The 24,001-nt window shown below is 39.1% G+C and carries 20 protein-coding genes; 7 read left to right on the top strand and 13 right to left on the bottom strand.

Annotation, left to right across the window (positions count from 1 at the left end; genetic code table 11):
- Window positions 1-4 precede the first annotated feature (4 nt).
- The gene (locus KGF86_RS01485) at window positions 5-1,174 is read left to right on the top strand and encodes an MFS transporter (RefSeq protein WP_211740935.1); all 1,170 of its coding nucleotides are present in this window, start codon (window positions 5-7) and stop codon (window positions 1,172-1,174) included.
- A 121-nt stretch (window positions 1,175-1,295) separates the two neighbouring features.
- Here KGF86_RS01485 and KGF86_RS01480 read toward each other — a convergent pair whose 3' ends face one another.
- From KGF86_RS01480 to KGF86_RS01425, 12 genes are all read right to left on the bottom strand, one after another.
- On the bottom strand, window positions 1,296-1,562 hold the full coding sequence (locus tag KGF86_RS01480; protein WP_211740934.1) for a CPCC family cysteine-rich protein: 267 nt from the start codon (window positions 1,560-1,562) through the stop codon (window positions 1,296-1,298).
- Between the two features lie 200 nt (window positions 1,563-1,762).
- On the bottom strand, window positions 1,763-2,392 hold the full coding sequence (locus KGF86_RS01475) for an HD domain-containing protein (RefSeq protein WP_425516465.1): 630 nt from the start codon (window positions 2,390-2,392) through the stop codon (window positions 1,763-1,765).
- 73 nt (window positions 2,393-2,465) lie between these two features.
- Window positions 2,466-3,443, bottom strand: a complete 978-nt coding sequence (locus tag KGF86_RS01470) for an HD domain-containing protein (RefSeq protein ID WP_211740933.1) — start codon at window positions 3,441-3,443, stop codon at window positions 2,466-2,468.
- 176 nt (window positions 3,444-3,619) lie between these two features.
- Window positions 3,620-4,423, bottom strand: a complete 804-nt coding sequence (locus tag KGF86_RS01465) for a nucleotidyltransferase family protein (protein WP_186868015.1) — start codon at window positions 4,421-4,423, stop codon at window positions 3,620-3,622.
- Between the two features lie 299 nt (window positions 4,424-4,722).
- The gene (locus KGF86_RS01460; RefSeq protein WP_211740932.1) at window positions 4,723-5,202 is read right to left on the bottom strand and encodes a GNAT family N-acetyltransferase; all 480 of its coding nucleotides are present in this window, start codon (window positions 5,200-5,202) and stop codon (window positions 4,723-4,725) included.
- Window positions 5,203-5,340: 138 nt separating this feature from the next.
- Window positions 5,341-5,832: a hypothetical protein gene (locus tag KGF86_RS01455; RefSeq protein ID WP_246521258.1), complete on the bottom strand. Its 492-nt coding sequence runs from the start codon at window positions 5,830-5,832 to the stop codon at window positions 5,341-5,343.
- Between the two features lie 558 nt (window positions 5,833-6,390).
- Complete coding sequence (locus KGF86_RS01450; protein ID WP_211740931.1) at window positions 6,391-6,531, bottom strand: hypothetical protein; 141 nt, start codon at window positions 6,529-6,531, stop codon at window positions 6,391-6,393.
- A 152-nt stretch (window positions 6,532-6,683) separates the two neighbouring features.
- On the bottom strand, window positions 6,684-7,328 hold the full coding sequence (locus tag KGF86_RS01445) for a uridine kinase family protein (RefSeq protein ID WP_211740930.1): 645 nt from the start codon (window positions 7,326-7,328) through the stop codon (window positions 6,684-6,686).
- A 215-nt stretch (window positions 7,329-7,543) separates the two neighbouring features.
- On the bottom strand, window positions 7,544-8,041 hold the full coding sequence (locus KGF86_RS01440; RefSeq protein WP_211740929.1) for a hypothetical protein: 498 nt from the start codon (window positions 8,039-8,041) through the stop codon (window positions 7,544-7,546).
- A gap of 199 nt (window positions 8,042-8,240) precedes the next feature.
- Window positions 8,241-9,638, bottom strand: a complete 1,398-nt coding sequence (locus KGF86_RS01435; protein ID WP_211740928.1) for a polysaccharide deacetylase family protein — start codon at window positions 9,636-9,638, stop codon at window positions 8,241-8,243.
- 48 nt (window positions 9,639-9,686) lie between these two features.
- Window positions 9,687-11,015: a sensor histidine kinase gene (locus KGF86_RS01430; protein WP_211740927.1), complete on the bottom strand. Its 1,329-nt coding sequence runs from the start codon at window positions 11,013-11,015 to the stop codon at window positions 9,687-9,689.
- Window position 11,016: 1 nt separating this feature from the next.
- A complete protein-coding gene (locus tag KGF86_RS01425) occupies window positions 11,017-11,700 on the bottom strand; it encodes a response regulator transcription factor (protein WP_211740926.1) in 684 nt (227 codons plus the stop codon).
- Window positions 11,701-11,884: 184 nt separating this feature from the next.
- Here KGF86_RS01425 and KGF86_RS01420 point away from each other — a divergent pair, with 184 nt between their 5' ends.
- The 6 genes from KGF86_RS01420 (at window position 11,885) to KGF86_RS01400 (ending at window position 16,845) form a co-directional block, all read left to right on the top strand.
- On the top strand, window positions 11,885-12,646 hold the full coding sequence (locus KGF86_RS01420; RefSeq protein ID WP_343221401.1) for a DJ-1/PfpI family protein: 762 nt from the start codon (window positions 11,885-11,887) through the stop codon (window positions 12,644-12,646).
- Window positions 12,633-12,890, top strand: a complete 258-nt coding sequence (locus tag KGF86_RS19560) for a hypothetical protein (protein WP_343221400.1) — start codon at window positions 12,633-12,635, stop codon at window positions 12,888-12,890. Before KGF86_RS01420 ends, KGF86_RS19560 begins: the two co-directional genes overlap by 14 nt.
- Window positions 12,891-13,462: 572 nt before the next feature.
- Window positions 13,463-14,077, top strand: coding sequence for a DUF2306 domain-containing protein (locus KGF86_RS01415; protein WP_211740925.1), 615 nt, complete (start codon window positions 13,463-13,465; stop codon window positions 14,075-14,077).
- Between the two features lie 106 nt (window positions 14,078-14,183).
- Entirely contained in the window at window positions 14,184-14,603 is a 420-nt protein-coding gene (locus KGF86_RS01410; RefSeq protein ID WP_211740924.1) for a MarR family winged helix-turn-helix transcriptional regulator, read from the top strand.
- A gap of 116 nt (window positions 14,604-14,719) precedes the next feature.
- Window positions 14,720-15,376 (top strand): hypothetical protein, encoded by a 657-nt coding sequence (locus KGF86_RS01405; RefSeq protein ID WP_211740923.1) that lies wholly within the window; start codon window positions 14,720-14,722, stop codon window positions 15,374-15,376.
- A 179-nt stretch (window positions 15,377-15,555) separates the two neighbouring features.
- Window positions 15,556-16,845, top strand: a complete 1,290-nt coding sequence (locus tag KGF86_RS01400) for an MFS transporter (protein ID WP_211740922.1) — start codon at window positions 15,556-15,558, stop codon at window positions 16,843-16,845.
- 252 nt (window positions 16,846-17,097) lie between these two features.
- On the opposite strand, the gene KGF86_RS01395 is transcribed toward KGF86_RS01400, so the two are convergent.
- Window positions 17,098-23,988, bottom strand: a complete 6,891-nt coding sequence (locus KGF86_RS01395) for an isopeptide-forming domain-containing fimbrial protein (protein WP_211740921.1) — start codon at window positions 23,986-23,988, stop codon at window positions 17,098-17,100.
- Between the last annotated feature and the right edge of the window lie 13 nt (window positions 23,989-24,001).

Raw genomic sequence — 24,001 nt, 5'->3', positions numbered from 1 at the left:
GAGAATGAATACACAACGTTGGATGAGTATGCAGTTTTTTAGTTTTTTTCTAACATGGGGAATTTTTCTACCTTATTGGTCAGGGTGGATGATTTATACAAAGGGTATTAGTGTCTCAGAGGCTAGCTTGATTATGAGTTTAGGTCTAGTGGCTAGAGGCTTGTCTACCTTATTTGCATTTCCGTATTTCTCCGGGAAAATTAGCAGTAAAATGTTATTGCATGTAACAGGAATTAGTACGATTATTGCGATTCTCTGTTATATTCCTGCAAGCGACTTTACTAGTCTACTAATCGTCACAATAGGCATACATATCTTTTATCCAACACTGATGCCTGCATTAGATAGCGCTGCTGGTGTCCTGATGCAAAATAAAGAATTACAGCATTATGGTAGAGCCCGGCAATGGGGTTCGATTGGATTTGTGTCTGTCGGCATGGTATTGACTATTTTTACCGATAAATTTGGTGATGACATCATTTTATGGGCATTATTACTTGGTATGATTGGATTTGTTGGACTAGGCTTTATGCAAACACCAACCGTTTTAGCAGAAAAACCACAAGCGAGTAGTTCGCGCAGTGGCATGCTCCAGTTGTTCCGTATAAAGCACTTTAGCATCGTCTTGATTATTGTTATCCTACTACAAGCAGCACATGCTACTTATTACAATTATGGCTACATCTTTTTACAGGATATCGGTGCACCTGTTTATCTGATTGGCGTTATCATTAACATTGCTGTTTTAGCAGAAATTCTATTCTTTGCGATAGCGGACAAAGGCTTTCAGAAATATTCTGTCGGATCACTGCTGACTTTAGCTGCATTCGGTTCGACCATACGTTGGATATTAGTGTTCGCTTTCCCGAATGTAATCGTGTTTAGTATTGCGCAGTTGCTACATGCCCTTTCTTTTGCGATGGGACATTATGCTTTTATGAAATATTTAATCAAGCATATTCCGAACGCACAAATACCTAATGCACAAGGGATGTATTCGGCATTAGCTCTAAGCTGGAGTACAGCCGTATTTACTATTTTCGGGGGATATTTATACGAAGTAGAACCGAGATTCGCCTTTATCGGTATGATCGTTTGTACAATTCCAGCTATGGTTCTAGCTTTCGTTTACCGGGGGTTAGAGCGTAAAAAGGAACATGTTTCGATTAATTGATAGAATTTAGTACGGGTATAGAGATTGGGAGTAACGTTCTTCATCTTCCTTGGATTGTCCCAATCTCTAGTTATCCATCCTTACATATTTTCTCCATACTATGTAGCCTTAATTCGGCACTTCATTCACCTAAACGCTTCCAATTCGGGTCCCTCATATCCGTTTTTTTAGGCGGCCTCACAAACTCCAAGCATCTTTGATTTACAGCTCCAAATGCTATGAAATTTTGTTGTGCTTCTCTGAAGGATACATCATTCGCACCTGTATCATCTACAAATTCATATTGATAATCATCATCTTCCCAAAAACAGATTTCACATATATCAAACGTACCTGGTGGTTCTTCAACTAATGTCTTATATCCGCAACAAGGACAAGTATATTTCATGTATTCACCTCTTATAGTAAAATTTGCTGATGTTTTTTAGGTTGGGTGTACCTGATCCTGGGATGGGCGCTTCTTTCTTTTGTTTGGGCTCATCCGATCCCGGGGTGGGCACATGTTCCTTTTCTTTGGGCTCATCTTATCACAGAGTGGGCGCATCCTTCTTTGTTTTAGGTACACCTTCACCTAGTATCGGTGCATCGCTAGGAAGAAGACAAGACCTCTTTCTTTATCCGATCAGCATCTATTCCAGCTGCAGTCAACTTCTCCATAGCTTCTTCTTCAATAATGTCCTTGAACAGTTGAAGATTCTGGTCAAACGCTACATACCGGTCCATCATAAAGCTCATTCTATGTTCGATATCAATCCATGTTGCTATATCAGCTTCGTTATGTTGTATTTGTGCCTCTAGTTTATCTAAGGCATTAGCAACCTTTGCTTCATATGTTTCTTTATTCTCAAATTCAAACCAGAGATGATAGAGTTCCTCTCCCAACGAATTCCCTAGTGTATCTCTAATTTTTTCGATGGATTTAATTTCATTTAAGGCTTTTTGCTCTTTTACCTTAACATTATCCATCGTATCAAATGCTGGGATATCACCTGCATCTGCCTCTACTAAATCATGGATTATTATCATCTTTAGTAGTCTTGAAGCATCTACTTTCTGTTTTAAATAAGGTTCTAATAACATAGCCATTAAAGAGACTCTCCACGTATGCTCTGCTACACTTTCTTGTCTGCCATTAGATAGCCAGCTATGTCGCATTTCATACTTTAGCTTTTCACCTAGCTTGATTATTTCCATGACTTTCATCAGCTCTGTTTTCATGCTTCTTCCCCCAATAACTTTAGTGTACATCCAAAATAACGTTTAAACTAACTCATCCCTTTTTGGTGGGGAGTTAATTAGAAATTATTTTGACATACATCCCTCTGTTTGCTTTCTCGTATGCTGCACGTCCCATGTTTCTTACGCTTTCGGATAACTCTGATGACGGTATTAATTCTCCATTCATATATATGGACGGATCAATCATGCGGACTTTATTTTTCCGATGTATGTCATAGTGCTGCCGATCTTCTTTGACTTTCACATTAAAATGAAGTCTTCGCATGAATTGTAGTACATCTTGATCCTCTGATAATTTTATCTTTTTGATTACATCCTCATCCGTACCAAGGAAATCATCAAGGTTAATAATGTTTTTTTCTAATGATCGCTTCAGTGCCTTAGCTAATATATCATAACCATATATATTTAACGGATCCATAAAGAAGTCGATCACTTCTTTGTAATATGTTTCGACAAACCATTCGGCAATTTCTATGTTTTGTAGATACATTTTCCCTTCCACAACGACTAGATTATCTAAAAAACGATTAACCTCTTCCAACGTGATATTTCCATATGCATACATATCACGAAGCGTATAATCCACCCTATCGGCACAAAGCTCTGGTGCTGGCTGTTCCAACAATGTCCACTTTGTATCATCGAGCAATAGGTCTTCATAATGATAGCCATGTTTCATTAAAATGTTGGGAATTTCAGAGTTTTCCACAACGGAGCTATATATTTTTTCATGATAATCTTCTTCCTTATTTTCAAAAACAAAATCAATGACATGCGAAAAGGCGGTGTGGGAGACGTCATGTAATAATCCTGCGATTTGCTCCTCTATCGATCCACCAAGTTTTCTAATTAACAACATAACACCTACGGAATGACTAAAACGCGTTTCATCCCATTCTTCCTTCACCAAGTAGCTTGCCCCACCTTGATGAATTCCTTTTAACCGTTGTACTGGCTTACTTAAAATCAATTCTTCTAATACACCATCTACTTCAAATTCACCATAAATTTCATCATAGATAATCATTTCCTATCTCCCTTAAACTGTTAGTTAGAATTCTAGAATAACCTTATAGTTTAATAGTACAAAAATAGTATGTTTCTCCAAAATGAAAAGGCGATTCTCTTACATCGCCTTGGTTACGTTTTATTATTAGATTGGGAAAAATTCTTTAATATATATCGTAATAAAAGGAGAGGAATTCAAGAGGTCATCTTCGCTTCCCGTATAAAATTTGCACATGCCCATTCTCCTTCGCGCTTATATAACTCACTTACACGCTTCCTGTCAGACGGCGGTTCCTCTATCCAATTTAGCAGGGTATGAATGACAGATTCTTTATTTGGAAAGTGTTGGATAACGACTTCTGCTTGCTCATGGAGTCTTGTCGTCCAAATCTGAGAACGTGCCATCACCATGGAATAGTATGTTCGAATAAGCTTACGAGCGAAGCCTTGTGTAAATGTCTTAACTTCCTCATTGGAGGCTGTTTCTAGTCTACTTAATGCCCGGTTAAGCGCCTCGCAAATATCTCCATTGAATTGAATCGCTATCTCCGAGGTTAGTTTATATGGACCAAATTGTTCCCCTACATCCTTTCCATACACACAAACACAAATCTCCCTAAGAAATGCATTTTCGTAATAATTAGCTGGGTCTACAGTATAATCATAATCAGTAACTGCAATACCGACATCCCGAACGAGAGCACGATACGTTTGAGACATTTCTCCACTAAGTTTCTTTAAATCGTTTAATTCATCAGGATTCAATTTACGATTAAAAAGTGCAAGGAGGTCTAAATCTGATTTAACCCGAGTCGCTTCACCTCTAGCCACACTACCATAGACATAAACACTATGTAAGCATTGACCAAACCTTTTCCTAAGACGCTCAACAGATTCCTGAATACAAGCCATATAGTCATTATCTATTTTATCGATATGAACATCGCTTATAATAAATCCACTAGCATCTAGACCATAGCCAGTTCTTAAGCTCACCATTTACTCCTCCCTTTTTCTAACTCTATGTGCGATGGAGTCTTCCTACTCTGATTGTTTTTATTATACTTTAGCTCTGTTTCCTTTTCCTGCTTTCTTCTCTCATTTTGGTTTAACTCTGTTTCCTTTCCCTACTTTCCTCGCTCACCTAGGATAGAGGCTTACTTTCCCGCTTTCCTTTATTAAGAAAAAAGCGACCCACTTTGGTCACTATATCGAAGCCTATATTCTCGTTTTAATTTTATGTTATCGCCAAATATGTCCCTCTATATAAGCTCAAAATAGCTTAGGAGCCCAAGCTTTTAGTTTAATATCTTGATTAATTCAATTTCGTCTTTAATAGGGATGCCTTCGTTCCCTATTAAAGGGATCTCTGGTTTAAGCTTTCTTGCTTGCTCCACTGCATTCGGCAAAATTTTTGATAGGGTAAAGCCTCGCTTCTGATAAAACCTTAACGCTAGTAAATTATCATTTGTTGTGATGAGCTTTATCTGCTTACAGTTTTTCTCCAGTGCAAGCTTTTCTACCTCTTGAACTAAAGCTGTCCCTATTCCTCTTCCTTCCTCGGTGCTATCTAATGAAATAATTTCACATTCGTGATCTTTTATAATGTACGTAATTAAACCAATCATCGTATCTGCTTCATTTAAAGCAGCAACACCATCTAATGTGCTGCAATCATAAACACCGCTGGAAATAACCATCTCCGGACTTCCCCAATGTTGCTGAAAAAAGTCTATTATTCTACTTTTAGGTAATTCTGCTACCGCATAATACTTCATACTAGGTCACCTCTGTCATCTCGTTTACATTCAGATAGAAACCAGTCGTTCTATTCTATTAATATACTTGCTTTTCAATCTTTCTCCATTGCACGTAATCAAACGCAATTTGAACCAATTACAATTCTTTACACTCCTTTAAGAGTGAAAAGTTACATAACTAACCAATACAATAAAGAACAGTAATGTTTCTAGATTAACTAAAATAGGGTTCGGTTTTACCTTGGAGAAAAAGGTAACGCGTTTGACTAAGGCTGTATCCAGCATTATAGCGAAAAAATAAAAAACGAATAAACTAAATAACAACAAAAGACTTGCCATTAACACTTGTCCGCTACTCCAAAAAGCGATGCCTAAAAATAGTGACCAAACACATCTGAAGATATTGGCTAATAATTCAAATGGGTTGGATAATGTAGCCATCATATATTGGCCCTGCTTCTCTGTAATCGATTTATCCTCGTTATGTTTTACTATATACGAAATATGGCCGGTTTGAAGGGTCATCGTGATCACAATCATCATGAGATAGACAAACCCAAATATACTGCCCACTTGTAGAGAATCTGATTGTAGTAATGTATTTAGTGCGAATGGTAAAGGTAGCCACATTGCATACATCAATGCCATTAATAAATGTATAAAAGCATACTCGTTCCCTTTTGCCAATTTCTGATAAGTAAATATGATAATTAAAAAAATTTAAATGCCTATCCATCCCATAATCACAGTAGAAATTATCATCTATATTCCCCATTTGTTATACTTTTTTCCACTTCATATAGACCGTACTATTTTATTCCCTCGATATCTGCTCAATGGCTGTTAATAGGGTCCTGCCATTCAGCATTGGCACTCACTCCAAGAATGTTTAAAGAAGAATTTAGTTTTACATACGTTATCGCGCCACTAATATGCTACTGCCATAGACTAACATCCTTTTCCTCATCACTAGCACCCCTTTTGTTTACGCAGCGTTCTCCTACGTTCCCATTTAAAAGCAAATACTAAAGCAAGTAATTGACACGTTATTCCCAAGCACCACCCAATTATTGGTGAATAGTTGATCAATGGGTGTAGTGCATAACCTAGACCTACAAACGAAGAAGCTAACAGAATAAAGACAATCGTTAATGTCTGATTTTTATTAATGGTTCTCTCCTCCTTTATAAGAAAATCTTAGACGCTTTAAACGTACATAAAATACGCTGTGACTAATAAAACCGTTACCCCAAGGATGGACTGAATCCAGATTAATTTATTGCTTATCCCAGCCTTTGCCTCTAGATAAAAAATATAACTATTTGCTAATGCATAGCCTATTATCATTAGGCCAAAGCCTTGTGGATTTATCGATATATATTGTAATAATCAGATACCCATTAAAAGCATTCCGATTGTACCAACAACCATATTAAGATATAGATGTTTTTTGTCCTGATTCATATCCCCCAACCTCTTTCCATCACCATGAAGAAGTCTTAAAAATCAACGGTATTTTTCTTAATATGGAATTTATCAACCACGCTTTTTATGACAATATCGAAGTTTTTACTGTACGAATGCATGAACTCCTCGTATTGTATACGTCTTTGCTGATGGGATTGCAGTAAATAATCCATGTTTGCTCCTCTTTTTTCTATATCGCGTATGGATCGCCTTTTTAATTCTGTATCCCCATCGGTATAAAAATAAATGAGTAAATCAAATAGCTCCGGATTGGCAAACGCTACACTCATGCCTTCTACAATGGTTATCTTGTTATGTGAGGATAGTACCTCACTTTTTGCATAGAAGGTATCTATCGTACGTAAATCCATTCCTTCCTTTAGCATCCATATATCCCTTTCCAAGGAAGGGATATGATGTGCAGCAGGATGACAAGCAGTCATCTTAAATCGATGGGCTGTACCTTTATGTGTATAATCAATTAATGCATGTTTTCTTATTACTGAGCTTACGATGTATGGATCGGTGTTTAGATAAGTAACCTGGCAATCTAGCTTTTCCATTAATGCATGGGCAAAAGTCGTCTTCCCAGCAGCTCCATGACCAGAAATTCCTATAATCCGCTTCCCATCTGCCTGACGAATCCATCGTGTGATTTTTTGAATTAATGTATCCAACCTTCATTCTCCTTGCTAGTAATCTATGCTACCTAACTTCCTATGAACGACTTTACTCTATCCAACGTACAAAATATTCAAAATATTTAACTCCATCTTATCACAAATTGGTTGTATCGTTTACATTATTTAACATAGTCTTAAATAATTTGGACTCTGTTTCCTAAACAAAAAAGCATACCAATACGTATGTTAATTGGTATGCTAATCCAAAGTCATTCGTTCAATTCCTCATAAAACTGATTGAATTCCTCTTCCGTCACTGCACGAAACAGTAATGGATCCTCCCTCATCCAGAAGAATAACTCAAAGCGATCTGCACCATCATGGAATTGACCAGTTAGCTTGACAGACTCCCCATCCACGGTCGTATAAAGCTCCAAAATATGTCCATCGGTTATGCCGTTTATTTGATAGTTCGTTTCTATATCCTGACTAGCGTTATCGTCTGTATGCTCGATTATTAATAAACTGCCAGTCAGCTCCCCTTCTAGGAGTGCCTCGTCAAATTGAAGGAAAAACGACTCCTCTTCTCCTGTATAAAGAAAGCCATTATGCTGTCTAAGCTCCGTGAAAAAGCTCCGAATACGCTCTTGCTCTTCATATTCTGCGTTATCCTCTACTTCTTTCTGGGATGATTGAATCCACCAAATTACCAATACAGCTAAAACAAAGACTAACACCGCAATTCCCCATATTGCTTTATTCTTCATTTCGTTTCCCTCTCCTAATAAGCCTTATTCACAAGGCGATTTGCGAATATGTTCAGTATTCTGATGCCGGCTGGAAAGTTTTTTATACTATCTGCAATAAAGAATCCATTACGACTGCTTGGTTTAGCTTATTTGTGAATTGGAATTCTTATGATGAAAATCACTTACCCTACTGAATTATTTTTTATTAGAAAGATAGTTAATTGATATCAGAAACCGTAACAAACGCATAGCCCTCTGCCTCTAAGAAATCTAACACGAGTTCCACCGCTTCTACTGTGGTTGCATGAATATCATGCATTAAAATGATCGATCCATCCTGTACATTTTCCTTCACAATGCTTAGAACCTGATCGGGATCATGTGATTTCCAATCTAATGTATCAATGGTCCATAACGTAGATGGAATTCCGATTACATCAGTCACTTGGTCAGTAATCGCCCCATATGGTGGTCGAAATGCAGTTGGTGAAACGCCTAGTACACTTAGAATTGCGTCATTGGTCTGCTGGAACTCCTCCCTAATCTCCTCATTGCTTAATGTTGTTAAATCCTTATGGCTCCATGTGTGATTTCCAATCTCATGTCCTTTCGCAGCCACTTCCTTGACGATGTCAGGATAGAAAACCGCTCTATTTCCAAGCATGAAAAAGGTAGCCTTTGCCTGATGTTCATCTAACAACTTCAAAATCTCCTGTGTATTACTTGGATGTGGTCCATCGTCAAATGTAAGAGCAACTCGCTTTTTTCCAGCCGGTACTTCCTGTTCTAATCCTTGCTCTTCGTTTGGTTTTGCTGGTTCAGAATCTTCTGCTGTCTGATTTGGAACATCTAACCGTTCTTTCCACTCATCGGTCAGTAAATCTTGCATTTCTACTAATGGTATAGCAATTTCCGGAGTGCCCGCAGCACCTGCCGTAACCTCATACTTATCAAACTTAAAGACAATGGACTCATCCGTCAGGTATACATTAGAGAACGTATTATTTTCATCATCAATCCATTTTTGTAGTTCTTCTTCAAAAAAGAACGGACTGTATGCTTCATTAATTTTAAATGCATGCAGTAACTTCTGGTAAATTTCTTCTCTACTTTCTCCCGTATCCTTTATGATATTGCTTTGGTCGATAAATTGGTTGTTCTCTATATCCGGTATAAATATTTTAGATGTCTGCATACTGTTTGCCCCACCAAAAAAACTTTCCTTTGTAAATACAATGGAATACATGTTTTCCACCACTGGGTAAATGTCAAAGGATAAATAGAAGGAGGCACTATGACCTTGAGAAAGCTCCTCTGTATCCTCTACTTCTTGGAGAAATTCTTGCTTTGATTTGGATACATAATCATTCATTATCTTATTTAACTGCTCGTCTTCAAATTCGAGATAATGGATGGCAAGGTGATATGCTTCCTCGTCTAACACTTCTGTTATGATATTAACGCCAGGATAGGCGGATTGTTCCGTTTCAGTTTCCTTCGCTCCTTGTTTTTCTGATGTGTCTGAATCAGAGTCATTACTGGAAAAGACGAAGAATAACACAATACCTAGGATTAACATAATCGGTAATACGAAATAAACTAGTTTCTGTCTCATTTATTAGCACCTTCTAATTCTTGTTGTAAACTCTTCCTATTATACGCCTCATAGAGTGGGTTCACAATACCACGGTAATGATCCTTTCACAATCGCCCCGCCAGTCGCATGATTGGTTATGGTTAGTTCTCCACCGTGGAGCCTAATAATCCTCTGTGAGATGGTTAGTCCTAGTCCAGCCCCTCCAGTCAAAGCATTCCTTGATTTTTCCCCACGAAATAGCGGGTCAAATGCATGCTTCAATTCCTCTTCAGTAAATCCAACTCCAGTATCACGTACAGAAAAGATTACTTGTTGATTTGCTTGTTCCAGATGGATGGTGATTTTGCCATGAGGAGGTGTGTGCCGAACTGCATTATCCAATATATTGGTTATTGCTCGTTCTAACAAATGCGCATCACCTGTAACTACGACACCTCCCCCTACCCCTGTCCTCATCATGGTGATATTCTTATCCTTTGCACTTGGAGTAAGCGTATCAATGGCATGTTCGACTACTTGCGCTAGGTTAACCTTGTCTTTCTTAAGTTCCATTTCACTGATTTCTGTCTTCGTATAAGTGAATAAATCCTCTACTAAACGGTCTAGCTGTGCGGACTTTTCTTTACATACGGCGAGATACTTTGCTCTTTTTTCTGGAGAATCTGCTATCCCATGTTCAAGTCCATCTAAATAACCACGTAGGGCAAATAATGGTGTTCGTAAGTCATGGGCTACTGCAGCAATGACAAAACGACGATTCTCATCTAATTCTGCCTGCTTACGAAATGATTTTTTCAAACCTTCCACCATAACATTAAATCCATCGCGCACATCTGCTATCTCTGTCACGATAGACTTTGGCAATTCAACATCTAAGTCTCCCTCTGCAATTTGTCTTGCACCTGAGCCCATCCCTTCTAGCGGTTTCAAAATAAATTTACGTAAGGCGAGCGCGCTTAGCAGTAACGCTATGACAAAGCCCAATACCGCGGCAATAGTTTGATTCATTCGCGTATTCGCATAGGAGACGTAAAACTTTCCAACAATCTGACCATCCTCCATAACCGTAACTTGTTCAGACTTCCTGGAGGAGCGGTCCTGGTAGGAGCTTGATTCAAAAATAACATCGTCTGATGCTGATTGGATAGATACATCGATCTTATTTTCTTTTAAATGTTGATTGAACTGATCCTGCCATACAGGACTCGTCCAATTCGCTTTATTTTCTTCTACTAGCTGAATCGTTTGCTCCAATTGATTCCTTTGTTCTTCCTTTATGTCGAAACGAAATGATTTTGTTTCCATTACATGTACTGTAACAAAAAACACCCATGGCACTAATGTTAAGAACGTACAACAAAGTATAGTAAACGTCCGAATCCGTATCGTTTTCATGTTATTCTCCTTTAAAGCGATAGCCGATGCCCCATTCATTCGTGATAAATTCTGGCTGATTAGGATCGGCTTCAATTTTTTCCCGAAGTCGACTAATATGGACCCGTACGGTGTGCTTATCGCCAATTCCTTCCCAAAACTTCTCTAATAATTGCTCATAGGAAAATACAAATTTTGGATGCTCTGCAAATAGTCGTAGCAGGTCATATTCCTTCGGCGTTAACGAGATTTTTTTCCCTTCAATCATGACTTCTCTTGTTGATAAATGAATGGTAAGTCGACCATAATCCAATACCTTCATATTCTTTTCCCCTTGACTAGATCTACGCAGCACAGCCTTTACTCTGGCAACAATTTCACCTGGAGAGGCAGTCTTCACAATATAGTCGTCGCCACCTAGGGACAAGCCGCGAATTTTATCTACGTCATCACCACGAGCACTCAAAAATAGAATCGGAACATCACTTTCTTCGCGAATTTGTCTGCATAATTCAAACCCATTTAGCCCGGGCATCATAACATCTAGAATGAGACAATCAACCGTTCCCTGTTTTAGAACTGCCAATGCTTGTGTTCCATTATTTGCCGTTTTCACATTAAATCCGTCCACCTCTAAGAAATCCCGCAACAGCTCCACAATATGATGATCATCATCTACCACTAATACCGTATAGGTCTCTTTCACTAAAATCCCGCCTTTTCTAAAAAAGCCCTACAGCTAGTCTAAATTCAGTGTATCACGTTTCTCATTAGCGACAAGCTAGTTCCTCGTTTTGTGATGGTTTTGTGATACTTATGTAGCATTATTTGAGAAGCTTTAAGTTTATCATTCTCCTTGGAAAGACAACTTTAAATTAGGAGGAATACACATGCATGTTCAAATTGTTTTATTCGATGGATTTGATTTATTAGACGCAATAGCCCCGTATGAAGTCTTTACTTCTGCTGCCTTGTACACAGACAAGCCCATTTCGGTAGCCTTTGTTTCCGCTGAGGGGAAGCGTACCATCCCAAGCGGAGATAACCAAGTAGTACTTCAAGCAAGCGCTAAGCTTGATATTAATCAAAAAGGAATTATTGTCGTACCCGGTGCTTCTGGAACACTTGATACTACCGGTACGGATTCGATACCGGCAAAATTACAACAAGCAACTGAGACTGATTTACCTAGACTTTTAGAGGGGGCGATGGAGAACCCTAATGTTGTGTTAGCGACCGTTTGTGGCGGTTCTCTTATCCTAGCAATGGCTGGTTTACTAGAAGGGCGTCACGCGGTTTCCCATCATTTAGGTATGAAGCTTTTAGGAGCGACAGGTGCGATTCCAATACAAGCACGTGTCGTGGCCGATCAAAACCTTATTACAGCTGGCGGGGTTACTTCGGGATTGGATCTTGCTCTTTATTTAGTAGAAGGCGAGTTAGGTCCACGTATAGCACACGCCGTAGAGCAGTTATTTGAGTATGAACGTAGAGGAACTGTTTGGAAGGCCGAGGGAGATACTCCAATAGTACAGCAACAAGGAGATCAATCGGAATTACCCAAAGAAACATCTTCTACACAATCAGGAGATGGAATAGATTTTCAAGGGCTATGGGATACAACGATATCCACACCTGTTGGTAAAAATTAACGTCCTATTAGATTTAAAGAAGGAGAATAACCGTATAGTTGGTACAGCCAAACAAGGTGAAGAAATCGTAACACTTGATAACCCCGCATTAGACGGGGATTCCCTAACATGGACAATGAAAGTGACTAAGCCAATACGGCTTACCTTCACATTTATCGTTACCGTAAAGGGAAATAAAATGCGTGGCATCGTCAAGGCCGGAATGCTTCCATCATCTAAATTAGTTGGAAAGCTTGTTTCCTAGAAGGGTGAACATGATGTATTCCATTCTCGTATTTTATCCAGGACCTTAACCATTATTCTTAGGGACTTTCTTCGCTCTTCCTTATGTACTAACTAATGTGCAGTCTCAGACAAGGGAACGGGGAGGGCTTTGTTACCAAATGATTACGGATGACGGGAAAAGGGCACTGACAAAGCTTCTCTGTTACCTAAATGATCACGATTAACGGAAAAAGGGCACTGACAGAGCTTCTCTGTTACCCTATTGATCACGATTAACGGAAAAAGGGCACAGAGAGGATCCCTCTGTTACCTAAATGATCACGATTAACGGAATAAGGGCACAGATAGAGCTTCTCTGTTACCTAATTGATCACGGATAACGGAATAAGGGCACTGATAGAGCTTCTCTGTTACCTAATTGATCACGGATAACGGAAAAAGGGCACTGACAGAGCTTCTCTGTTACCTAAATGATCACGGATAACGGAAAAAAGGTAACAGAGAGGATGTCTCTGTTACCCAAATGATCCCGGAGATCATATTCATCATGACTAATCGCCATACATTTTTTAAATTTCGGAGGAGTTATTTATGAGGAAATTCATTCTTACTATTGTTTTCATCATTCCAATCATGTGGGTCTTCCATACGTTTTCAAAGAATTTCATGGTTGACCCTACGTTCGAGAAGTTCCTTACTAGGAAGGATGACATTCTTTCCAATGAATCACTGTGGCTGCTCATGATTCGTATGCATATTTTCCTAGCAATTATCTCCCTTCTTACTGGACCTATTGGCGTGTTAAAGAAAATACGTCGCACATCCATTCAGGTTCACCGGTGGAATGGGCGTATATATGTCATATCGATTCTATTAAACTTCATACCAGGAATCTATGTCTCTTTCTTTGCTACTGGGGGATGGATTAGCACGGTTGGCTTTCTTATTTTGAATTCTCTATGGCTTTATACAACCGTGTTAGCCTATTGGAATATTAAAAGGAAAAAAGTTAGCTTACACAGTACATGGATGACTCGGAGCTTCTTTCTTACATTTGCCAATATGACTATTTATATAGTCGTACTCATTTTGCATACGATTATGAATATCCCGTATAGCCTTTCCTATACCATAGCAGTGTGGTCATGTTGGATTCTTAATTTACTTTTGGCAGAAATTTTTATTAGGAAGAGGATCTTTTTATAATGGATATAACAGCTCATCTGATCATGCGCTGATAAAAAGATAAGAATTGACAACTTATTATATCACCTATATATTTTACTAAATGAAATAATTTAGGTGGGATAGCATGATAAACGATAATCTCCAAAACAGCGACCTTATTCACAATATTATAGAAGAAATAATCGATATCCAGAAGCAGTCCCAACAATTTGTCAATCGAATCACGTTGGGTGAACAGCTTACCCAATCCCAGTTAGTGTTATTGTTCCAGCTGAAGAAACAGGATGGAATGAAGGCTACTGATATTGCAGAATTTTTTCATGTTACACCAGGGGCAGTAACAGCAATGTGCGATAAGCTAGAGAAGCAATCATACATTGAACGAACCAAGGACCCAAAAGATCGCCGTATAGTAAAGATGGTCCTTACTCCCCAAGGCGAACAGAAGATAAGAGAATTATTTAATAAATTCCCTGAAACAGAAATAGAAAAAATAGCAACAACACTAGTACAAGTAAATAAACTAATGTCTACCATTACCTAAACATGCTCTTAAGTATATCTTAAGGGCATTTTTTATTGACATCTATGTTTAACAAGTATATATTTTAATCATTAAAATATATACTTGTTAAACCAAATTAGAAAGGGAGGATTTTATTGGATTACAAAGCTTCTAACAGCTTCAAAAAATTGACCAAAACAAGTGGTGTCGTTAGAGAAAGTTTACTGGATTACGCCTTGATACGGATTAATGGGGCAGTTACATTTCAGCAGGAACTAGAGTCTGAGAGTTTATTTATTTTAGGTAGTGCAACATTTCTATCTCATACAACCGTCGGCAAACTAAACTCAAAAGGGGTCTCTACCTTTCATTCATTACACGCTGACGAGATTACCAATATCGGTTCACTCACGTTAAACGAAGGAACAGCTATGACGATCCAGAGTAGTGGGGTGCTATCAGTCAAACAGGCGATTACAACAGATCACTTTATGGCTAAAGGCGTTGTTAGAGCAGCTATTGTAAGATCCAACTACGTCTCCATAGCTTTAACCAGTAAAAGCAAAATTGAAACGCTTCAAGGGAAGTATATAGAAGTAGGCTTAGAAAAGAGGGGATGGTCATTTCATAAAAAGCAATTAATTTGTTCCGCGATTGTAGGCGAGGATGTAAAGCTTCATTCAACAATCGCCAATTCAATTAAAGGAAGGACAATTCAAATAGGACCCAATTGTCACATTAGACACATGAGCTACGCCGATTCCTATACCCTCCATCCAACATCGAAGGTTGAACAAATACATAAACAATAGTTTGATGGTACTAGAGTCGACACCTCACATTCAAGTCTCCAGTTATGCCTTACTTTTTATAGCATAACCAGATATTATTTTTCATGGCTATACTTTATTGCAAAATTTTTGTAAATTTTTATACTTTTCCTATTACTCTATGGAATATATTATATAAAATAGAATTAAGGGATGGTGAAATGATGAAAAGAAAATTTACGAAGCAAGAAACGAGTTGGATGTATTATGATTGGGCAAGTAATGCTTTTTCCATGATTATTACTACCGCGATTTTCCCCATTTTTTATAAAGCACAAGCAACAGCGGCGGGGGTAGAGGCGGCAGATTCAACAGCATACTTGGGTTATACCATTGCCATTTTCACGTTTATTTTAGCCATGATTGGCCCAGTATTAGGAACTATAGCAGATTATGAAGGTTATAAAAAGAGGTTTTTTGTTAGCTTTTTATTGTTAGGACTTATCTCTACCTTTTCGTTAATCTTCGTACCAGAGGGAGAATGGTTACTATTACTTATCCTCTTCACATTGGCTTCACTTGGATTAACAGGAGCAAATCTTTTTTATGATGCCTTCATAATTGATGTGACCGAAAATAAACGGATGAATAAGGTATCAGCAAGGGGCTTTGGATATGGCTATATTGGTGGAGCTATTCCATTTTTAATTAGTATTGCAATTATCTTGTTAGCCCAAGAAGGGATTATCCCAATATCCAGTACAACTGCTAGTAAAATTGCATTTCTTATCGCCGTAATCTGGTGGGCGATATTTTCTATTCCAATGATTAAAAACGTTAAACAAATACATGGAATTAAGCGGGAACCAAACCCGATTCGTACAAGCTTCCGCCGTCTGAAGGAAACGGTTACTTCCATCAGACAATATAAACACTTAACGATATTTCTAATTGCTTACTTTTTCTACATAGATGGTGTCGGAACGATTATTTCCATGTCGACAGCATACGGAACTGATGTAGGATTGAGTGCAACGGTACTATTAGTTGTCCTTTTTGTCACCCAAATCGTGGCAGCTCCTTTTGCCATTCTATATGGTAGATTAGCTGACCGATTTTCTGCAAAGCTTATGTTAAATATTGGTGTTTTCATCTATATCATTGTATGTATATACGGCTATTTCCTTGAAACAGCACTTGATTTCTGGATCCTGGCCATGCTTGTTGCTACATCACAAGGTGGCTTACAAGCATTAAGTAGATCGTACTTTGCCAAGCTAATTCCGAAGCATAAATCCAATGAATTCTTCGGTTTCTATAACATCTTTGGTAAGTTTGCTTCTGTTACAGGTCCTGTTTTAATGGGGGTTACAACCCAGTTGACCGGAAAATCGAATGCAGGTGTCTTGAGCCTAATCGTATTATTTATTATCGGAGCAATTGTGTTATCCTTTGTTCCTTCTGACAAAAAATTATTAAATGAACAAAATGCTAAACTAAATATTTCATAAGTTGTAAACATACTGGGACAAAAAAACAGTCTACTCTTTTGTATTTGGTTAGACTGTTTTTTTCATGTCCTTTCAGTTTAAGACTTATAAAGCTTTCCAGTGTTCTCCTACGAAAAGTGGTGCAACATCTATCGTTCACGATACCCCCAGATTCATAAGAAAAAACACCTCCAATGTCGAGTTGAATTTTTAACTGCGACTTAGGAGGTGTTTCTAGTTTACTATTAGAAAATCATTCTAATAGGCTTAATATCAGGCATTCTCTCTTCTTCTCCAGTACCAAATAATAGTTCCAATCAACAATAGTAAGAATCCAATTAACATGAGATTATAATGATTCGTTGCTGTCTTTGGTAATTCTTTGCCTTCATTTACTGATTGAACTGGTTTTGTAGCCTCTGGTTGTTTAGGTTGGTTATCCTCAACTTTCACTGGTGGAGAAGCTTTTTCCTTCCCAATGACAATTTCTTCTGTAGGCGTTTCTGGATTTTCCATATTATCAGCTCCTACAGTCGCAACGTTTTTAATCGTATTACCAAATTGATCAGCATCGACTGTCACATGGAAGGTTACGGTACGCCATTCGCTATCGGTTACATCACCAAAGCTTGCCGTAATGATACCGTCTTTGTACGTGCCGATTCCTTTATGGCTTACTTTCAGTGTGCCTTCTACATACGTAAGTCCTTCTGGCAACACATCCGAAATCACTAGGTTTTCTACTAAACTATCTTTTACTTTATTGCGTGCTCGAATTGTGTAAACTACCGTATCGCCTACTTCATAAACTTCTTTGCCTTCTTCTACATTCTTAGCTGTTTTCTCGGATTCCAATTTTGGATCACGTGGATTTACTAGAATTTCTTCACTTGGTTGATCTGGCTCATCGATATTGTCCCCATCTACCGTTGCGGTGTTTTTGATGGTCTGATTAGTTTGACCAGCATCAATGATTGCTTTGAAGGTTACCGTACGCCATTCGGTATCGGTTACGTCACCAAAGACTGCCATAATAATACCGTCTTTGTAAGTACCGACTCCTTCATGGCTTACCTCTAAGCTACCTTCTACATAGGTTAGCCCTTCTGGTAGCACGTCAGAAATCACGAAGTTTTCGATAAGACTTTCTTTCACCATATTACGGGCTTGGATCGTATATTCAATCGTATCACCGACTTGGTATTTATCCGTGTCGGTATTTCCTTCACCTTTTTCTACAATGCTAGAGAACTTATCAGATTCCAAATTCGGATCACGTGGATATACGAGAACTTCCTCACTTGGTTTATCTGGATCATCGACATTGTCTCCATCTACTGTTGCGATGTTCTCAATATCTTTTCCTGCTTGTCCTTCCCCTACTACTACTTGGAAGGTTACAGAATGCCATTCGGTATCGGTAACATCGCCAAATGATCCGAAGATTTCTCCGTCTACACTATGACCAGCATCATCGTCTTCCTCATCTGTGACAGATACGCCATCTACAGTGAGTGTTCCTTCCACGTACTCCAGTCCTTCCGGAAGTACGTCGCGGATAGTCAGGTTTTCTACGAGACTATCTTCTACCGTGTTACGTGTTTGAATCGTATACGTTAAGATGTCCCCTACTTCTGGGTTATCTGCATCGGTATTACCTTCTAGTTTTTCTGCAATACTAGAGGTTTTTTCTGATTCTAATTTCGGCTTACGAGGATCGACTTTAAATTCATTTTCTGGGCTATCCGGGTCATCGATATTATCTCCATCTACCGTTGCGGTATTATTGATGGTTTGACCGGATTGACCGGAATCAATTGTCGCTAGGAACGTTACGATTCGCCATTCAACATCCGTGACATCACCAAAGTTCGTGGTTAGGGTTCCATCTTCCATCGTTCCTGTTCCATCATGACTTACTTCTAAACTACCTTCTACATAAGTAAGGCCTTCTGGTAACACGTCGGAAATCATGAAGTTTTCCATGACACTTTCTCTGACCGTATTACGGGCTTGGATTGTGTATTTAATCGTGTCACCGACTTGGTATTTCTCGGTATCAGTGTTACCCTCACCTTTTTCTTCGATGCTAGAAATCTTATCCGAGTCTAATTTCGGTTCACGTGGGTATACAAGAACTTCTTCGCTCGGCTCGTCTGGTTCATCTATATTGTCTCCATCTACTGTTGCGATGTTCTCAATATCTTTTCCAGCTTGTCCTTCCCCTACCACTACTTGGAAGGTTACTGTATGCCATTCGGTATCAGTGATGTCGCCAAATGACCCGAAGATTTCACCATTTACACTGTGACCGGCATCACCATCTTCTTCATCAGTGACAGATACGCCATCTACAGTTAGTGATTCTCCTACATATTCCAGTCCTTCTGGAAGGATATCGCGGATGGTAAGGTTTTCTACCAAACTATCTTCTACCGTGTTACGTGTTTGAATCGTATACGTTAAGATGTCCCCTACTTCTGGGTTATCTGCATCGGTATTACCTTCTAGTTTTTCTGCAATACTAGAGGTTTTTTCTGATTCTATTTTCGGCTCACGAGGATCGACTTTAAATTCATTTTCTGGGCTATCCGGGTCATCGATATTATCTCCATCTACCGTTGCGGTATTATTGATGGTTTGACCGGATTGACCGGAATCAATCGTCGCTAGGAACGTTACGATTCGCCATTCAATATCCGTGATATCGCCAAAGCTTGCCGTTATGGTTCCATCTTCCATGGTTCCTGTTCCGTCATGGCTTACTTCCAAACTACCTTCTACATAAGTAAGCCCTTCTGGTAACACGTCGGAAATTACAAAGTTTTCCACGACACTTTCTCTGACCGTATTACGGGCTTGAATTGTGTATTTAATTGTATCTCCAACTTGGTATTTTTCCGTGTCGGTATTTCCCTCGCCCTTTTCTTCGATGCTAGAGAACTTATCCGAGTCTAGTACTGGAATTCGTGGATAAACTAGAACTTCCTCACTAGGTTCATCCGGTTCATCAATATTGTCTCCATCTACTATTGCGATGTTCTCAATATCTTTTCCTGCTTGGCCTTCCCCTACTACTACTTGGAAGGTTACCTTGTGCCATTCCGTATCGATAATGTCACCAAAAGCTCCAAAGATTTCTCCGTCTACACTATGACCGGCATCATCATCTTCCTCATCTGTGACGGATACACCATCTACAGTGAGTGTTCCTTCCACGTACTCCAGTCCTTCCGGAAGTACGTCACGTATAGTAAGTTTTTCTATTAGACTATCTTCTACCGTGTTACGTGTTTGAATCGTGTACGTTAAGACGTCCCCTACTTCTGGGTGTTCGGTATCTGTATTACCTTCTAATTTTTCTGCAATACTAGAGGTTTTTTCTGATTCTAATTTCGGCTCACGCGGATCGACTTTAAATTCATTTTCTGGGCTATCTGGGTCATCGATATTATCTCCATCGACGGTTGCCGTGTTTTGGATGGTTTGACCGGATTGACCGGAATCAATGGTCGCTAGGAACGTTACGATTCGCCATTCGACATCCGTGACATTGCCGAAGTTCGCTGTTAGGGTTCCATCTTCCATCGTTCCTGTTCCGTCATGGCTTACTTCCAAACTACCTTCTACATAAGTAAGCCCTTCTGGTAACACGTCAGAAATTACAAAGTTTTCCACTACACTTTCTCTGACCGTATTACGGGCTTGGATCGTGTATTTAATCGTGTCACCGACTTGGTACTTCTCGGTATCAGTGTTACCCTCACCTTTTTCTTCGATGCTAGAGAATTTATCGGAGTCTAGTTTCGGTTCGCGTGGATATACTAGAACTTCTTCGCTTGGCTCGTCTGGCTCATCAATATTGTCTCCATCTACTATTGCGATGTTCTCAATATCTTTTCCAGCTTGTCCTTCCCCAACTACTACTTGGAAGGTTACAGAATGCCATTCGGTATCGGTGACATCCCCAAATGCTCCGAAGATTTCTCCGTCTACACTATGACCAGCATCATCGTCTTCCTCATCCGTAACATCTTCACCATCTACTGTTAGTGTTCCTGTTACATATTCCAACCCATCAGGGATCAAATCGCTGATTACGAGATTCTTAACCAGACTGTTCTCCACTGTATTTCGAGTTTGAATCGTATAAAAAAGCGTATCGCCTACTTCCGGATGTTCTAAGTCGGTATTACCTTCCGCTTTTTCTAAGACTTCTGCTGTTTTTTGAGACTCTAACACAGGATCCTGGTACGTAAGATCTGTTATAGTCTCATTTGATTCTGTTGTTTTACTTTCATTGGTTAATAGATTCTCATAGTTAATTTGTGCTTTATTGATAACTTCACTTACGGTATCATCTACCAGTGCCTTTACTTTAAACTGAACCGTAATTCCATCAGGTAAATTATTGGTGTTCGGCAGGTCACCTAACTCTATGATGACTTTTTCCCCGTCAAAATGACCGGCATCATCGCCTTCTTCATCCGTTAAATCACCTGCTCCTGGTCCATCAATAATTTTCAATGAGCCTGGAACATACTCTGTACCTTCAGGAATAACGTCTTCGAATACGACATCAGCAGCGATGTCGCCACCGTTATTCTTAATTGTTACTTCATAGGTTAATTCCTGTCCTGCGAATACCTCTCCCTCTGGAGAGACAGTTTTTTCGGCAATTACGCATGGTTCTGTTCCTAGGAAAACATTATCAATGTAATTACCGAAAGCCACAGATCCAGAAGATGAACTAATGGCTTTAAATCCAAAACGCGTCACTGTTTGGCCTGCTGGAACTGTATAACTCCCTGTATAAGTTTCCCATATAGTCCCAGTTGAAATTCTTTCTATTTCTGGCGTGGTGTTGAATGGATCGTCCGTAACCGGTCCAATATTAACACTCATCGTATCCACACCAGTGTATGATCTGTGATCTAACCGCCAATAAATTGTCTGCCCTGGAACAGTTGGCAATTCTTGATACAACATACTATGTGTATCAGCATTCAACTCTGCAAATCTGCTCGTAAGATTTTCCTGATTCGGAGTATTCGGAGGTATCGTACTCGGCCGGTCAGGGTCCATGATTTGAATGATCCCTCTTGGTGTACGGCCGACATCAGTTGTTTCCCATCCTGGAACAGTGTCTGCATAATAATAGCCACCTCCTGCTACCGAGTTATCATAGGTACCAGGTCCCTCCGGCTCTTCAAATTCTCCATTGATCAATGCTACTGGAACAGCACAAGCATCCGGAACAGGTTGGCGTGGATAAATATCGACTGCTGCCTCTGGATTATCTGGTTCCGTATTGGCTGCATCTACCGTTGCAATGTTATCGATTGTTTTACCAGCTTGACCTTGCTGAACAGTTACTTGAAACTCAAGCGTATGCCAGTCGTTATCAATTATGTCTCCTAATTCTCCAACAATTTCATTATCAACAACTTGTCCTTTATCTTCATCTTCTTCATCAGTGACAGCTTCTCCATCTACCAATAGTGTTCCTGTCACATATTCCAACCCTTCTGGTATAGTGTCAGAGATAACTAGATTCTTTAAAATGCTGTATTCTTCTAGAGTGTTTCTCGTTTGAATCGTATAAGTCAGGATATCTCCTTCTTCAGGATTATTCACATCCGTATTACCTAACGCTTTTTCGAAAATTTCCACTTGTTTCTCTGATTCTAGTGCGGGTGGAAATGGATCGAATTGTGGTGTAACTTGTGAAGCTAAGTCGACAGATAGACCTCCATCATTCACAGACGTCAAGTAAGTTGTACTAAGAGTTACAGGATCAAGTATGAATAATGTAAAATAGGTATTAGTAGGACCAGAATTAAGTAGCATCTCACCACTAGGTAAGAAGCTAATTCCTCTGACCCCACCCTCTAGTGGTGTACCATCTGCCTGTGTTATAGGAATAACACGAATAACTTCAGCAGTTTCAGGATTCATCTGTGCAATATAGGTATCTTGAGCATTAGCTTGATTTGCAGCAAACCATAAATAACCATCACTATCAACTACCAGGTCCCCTCCAACACCACTACCAGGATCATAACCATTAATTTCCTTAGATGATTTTTCCCCTGTGGTTAAATCATAAGTGCCTAGGTAGTACTTCCCGTCATCGTTGTTTAAATACGAATGAAAATATTTATCTTTGTAAATTACCGCATTAGTAGCGCCCCCAGCTAGCATATCCACAAATTGAGCCGAGCCATCAGGACTAATTCTATAAAGGCTTGTAGCCCTAGCTGCATACAAAAAATCTTCATTCTCCGATATAGCTAATCCATTAAGAGACGTGTCCGGTATACCTGTAATTGTAACGGTTCCTTTTACAACGGTTGGATCGTTCCCGTCTATTTGATATATTTTTCCATTAGAAGCACTACCATATGAATCAATTTCATTAAGGGAAATCGACTCCGCGGATATGTCAACTTGATTTATTGATGCATCTAAGTTTTCACTAGAAACAGAACTATCATTTTTATTAACGAGTTGGTCACGGCTATCCTTATCTGAATAACCGCCTTCGTCGTTTCCAGTCTCACCGTCTTCCTCTTTTAATTCATTTTGCTTTATTACATCCTTTTCCTCCGAATTAACTGGTATAACAACGGCAGTGTTCGTTTCTAAAACTGTACTGTCATTTATCACGACTTGAGCGATATTGTCAATTTTTTCTCCAGTCGTAGCATTCTCTTTTATCGTAGCTGTAATTTGGAGTTTTACCTCCTTTCCAGAAAGATCACTAAGTTGCTCTGTAGTCGATGTCAAGGAAACTTTTAGGCCATCGATATCTACTTTATACGTATCATTAACTTCCTTGTCGATAAGCACTGAAGTTCCTTTAATATCTAATCGTGGATCTAGCTCATCAGAGATCGTTATAGATTCATAATTTGATAGATTCTCAGGCAACATAACATTTATATTATATTGGTACGCTTCACCTTTGATTATCTCTTTACTTTCTTCCCCATCGACATCTTTTGACACAACTGGTAGCTGACTACCAGATCCCTCTGCCATTGCAAGTGGGGTCGTATATGGTATAGCACCACTTAAAATGACTAACATGGACATGAAGATAATAAATGATTTCTGTAATCCAGATTTCATTTTCCTATTTAGGAATCGTTTAGGTCTCACTTTTCTTCCTCCT

It is taken from the genome of Ornithinibacillus massiliensis, from assembly GCF_018310345.1.
Taxonomy (GTDB): Bacteria; Bacillota; Bacilli; order Bacillales; family Amphibacillaceae; genus Ornithinibacillus; species Ornithinibacillus massiliensis.
This window is presented reverse-complemented; position numbering and strand designations above follow the sequence as displayed.

Bases quoted from the DNA above. Each gene is read 5' to 3' on its own strand.
- KGF86_RS01485 (WP_211740935.1), top strand. From the start codon at position 5: ATGAATACACAACGTTGGATGAGTATGCAGTTTTTTAGTTTTTTTCTA.
- KGF86_RS01480 (WP_211740934.1), bottom strand. From the start codon at position 1,562: ATGAAATATACTTGTCCTTGTTGCGGATATAAGACATTAGTTGAAGAA.
- KGF86_RS01475 (WP_425516465.1), bottom strand. From the start codon at position 2,392: ATGAAAACAGAGCTGATGAAAGTCATGGAAATAATCAAGCTAGGTGAA.
- KGF86_RS01470 (WP_211740933.1), bottom strand. From the start codon at position 3,443: ATGATTATCTATGATGAAATTTATGGTGAATTTGAAGTAGATGGTGTA.
- KGF86_RS01465 (WP_186868015.1), bottom strand. From the start codon at position 4,423: ATGGTGAGCTTAAGAACTGGCTATGGTCTAGATGCTAGTGGATTTATT.
- KGF86_RS01460 (WP_211740932.1), bottom strand. From the start codon at position 5,202: ATGAAGTATTATGCGGTAGCAGAATTACCTAAAAGTAGAATAATAGAC.
- KGF86_RS01455 (WP_246521258.1), bottom strand. From the start codon at position 5,832: ATGGCATTGATGTATGCAATGTGGCTACCTTTACCATTCGCACTAAAT.
- KGF86_RS01450 (WP_211740931.1), bottom strand. From the start codon at position 6,531: ATGATAATAGGCTATGCATTAGCAAATAGTTATATTTTTTATCTAGAG.
- KGF86_RS01440 (WP_211740929.1), bottom strand. From the start codon at position 8,041: ATGAAGAATAAAGCAATATGGGGAATTGCGGTGTTAGTCTTTGTTTTA.
- KGF86_RS01435 (WP_211740928.1), bottom strand. From the start codon at position 9,638: ATGAGACAGAAACTAGTTTATTTCGTATTACCGATTATGTTAATCCTA.
- KGF86_RS01430 (WP_211740927.1), bottom strand. From the start codon at position 11,015: ATGAAAACGATACGGATTCGGACGTTTACTATACTTTGTTGTACGTTC.
- KGF86_RS01420 (WP_343221401.1), top strand. From the start codon at position 11,885: ATGCATGTTCAAATTGTTTTATTCGATGGATTTGATTTATTAGACGCA.
- KGF86_RS01415 (WP_211740925.1), top strand. From the start codon at position 13,463: ATGAGGAAATTCATTCTTACTATTGTTTTCATCATTCCAATCATGTGG.
- KGF86_RS01410 (WP_211740924.1), top strand. From the start codon at position 14,184: ATGATAAACGATAATCTCCAAAACAGCGACCTTATTCACAATATTATA.
- KGF86_RS01400 (WP_211740922.1), top strand. From the start codon at position 15,556: ATGATGAAAAGAAAATTTACGAAGCAAGAAACGAGTTGGATGTATTAT.